The organism is Pseudoroseomonas cervicalis ATCC 49957, assembly GCF_000164635.1.
GTDB lineage: Bacteria > Pseudomonadota > Alphaproteobacteria > Acetobacterales > Acetobacteraceae > Pseudoroseomonas > Pseudoroseomonas cervicalis.
In genome coordinates, this window is sequence record NZ_GG770781.1 from 199,122 (window position 1) to 200,972 (window position 1,851).

Consider the following 1,851-nt stretch of genomic DNA (forward strand, 5'->3'; position numbering starts at 1 on the left):
TGCCGCCGCTGGCCATCCAGCGCGGCGACGCCGCCGCGGCGCTGGCGCGGGCGCCGGTGCGCATCGAGGCCGAATACCGCACGGCGCGCGAATACCAGGCGCCGATCGAGCCGCATGGGCTGATCGCCCGCTGGGAGGGCGACCGGCTGACCCTGTGGGAGCCGAGCCAGTGGCTGGACGGCATGGCGCGCAACTATGCCGAATGGTTCGGGCTGGCGTTCGAACAGGTGCGCATCGTCTCCCCCTTCATCGGCGGCGGCTTCGGCAGCAAGGCCATCGCCCTGCCGCATGGCGCCATCACCGCCCAGGCGGCGCGGCTGCTCGGCCGCCCGGTGAAGCTGGCGCTGACCCGGGCGCAGAATTTCACCGGCCATGGCGGCCGGGCGGCGACGCGGCAGCGGCTGGAGCTCGGCGCCGATGCCGAGGGCCGGCTGCTGGCGATCCGCCAGCAAGGCTGGCAGGAGACCTCGCAGGAGGGGGGCTGGGTGGAGCCGCTGAACGCGGTGACCGCGCTGATGTACGCGGTGCCGAATCTCAGCAGCGAGCAGCGGCTGGTGCCGGTCCATACGGTCACACCCTCGGCCAAGCGCGCGCCGGGGGAGAACCCTTCGGCCTATGCGCTGGAATGCGCCATGGACGAGCTGGCCCATGCGCTGGGCCTCGACCCGCTGGAGCTGCGGCTGCGCAACGAGCCGGAGCGCGACCCGCATTCCGGCAAGCCCTGGTCCAGCCGCCGGCTGCGCGAGGCCTATGCGGCGGGGGCGGCGGCCTTCGGCTGGTCGCGCCGCGACCCCAGGCCGGGCGCGATGCGCGAGGGCGTGCAGCGCATCGGCTGGGGCATGGCCGCCGGCACCTATCCGGTGCGGCGCAGCCCGGGCGAGGCGATGGTGCGCATCCTGGCCGATGGCGGCGTCGAGGTCGCCAGCAGCACCAGCGACATGGGCACCGGCGCCTACACCATCCTGGGCCAGACCGCCGCCTCGGTCTTCGGCCTGCCGCTGTCGCGGGTGCGGGTGACGCTGGGCGATTCCACCCTGCCGCGCGCGCCGGTCAGCGGCGGCTCGCAGATGGCCGGGCTGATGACGGGGGCGGTGGACAAGGCGGCGCGCGCGGCGCGGGACGCGCTGATCGGCCTGGCGCTGAGCGACCCGCGCTCGCCGCTCTGCGGCATCGCCAACACGCTCTCGGTCACCGACGGAATGCTGGTGCCGCTGCGCGGCGAGGCGGCGCCGCTGCCAATCGCCGAGCTGCTGGCCCTGACCGGGCGCGACCGGGTGGAGGCGCTGCGCGACACGCTGGGGGAGAATGGCGTGGCGCCGGAGGACCGGCACCGCGCCTTCACCACCGTCTCGGCGATGCGCGCGCCCACCGATGGCGACCATTCGATGCACAGCTGGTGCGCGCATTTCGTCGAGCTGGCGGTGGATGAGGCGCTGGGCAGCATCCGGCTGCGCCGCATCGTCACCGCCTTCGACAGCGGCCTGCTCTACAATCCGCGCCTGGCGGAGAGCCAGATCAAGGGCGGCGTCGTCATGGGGGTTGGCCAGGCGCTGCTGGAGGGCGGCATCGTCGACCGCCGCCATGCGCGGCTGGTGAACGGCAATTTCGCCGACTACCTGCTGCCCACCCAGGCCGACATCCCGCCGATCGAGGCGATCTCGGTGGGCGAGCCGGACCCGCACGCCTCGGCCCTCGGCGGCAAGGGGGTGGGCGAGCTGGGCATCGTCGGCGTCGCCGCGGCCATCGCCAATGCGGTGTTCCACGCCACGGGCCGGCGGGTGCGCCACCTGCCGATCACCCTGGCCGACCTCGCCTGAGCCTGGCGGGCCGGCCGCCCCGGCCCGCCTCCCC

The 1,851-nt window shown here is 74.6% G+C and carries 1 protein-coding gene; it reads left to right on the forward strand.

What is annotated here, in order from left to right:
- The coding region (locus tag HMPREF0731_RS15965; RefSeq protein ID WP_007005207.1) for a xanthine dehydrogenase family protein molybdopterin-binding subunit at positions 1 to 1,817 on the forward strand (1,817 nt) is incomplete at its 5' end.
- Positions 1,818 to 1,851: the final 34 nt, after the last annotated feature.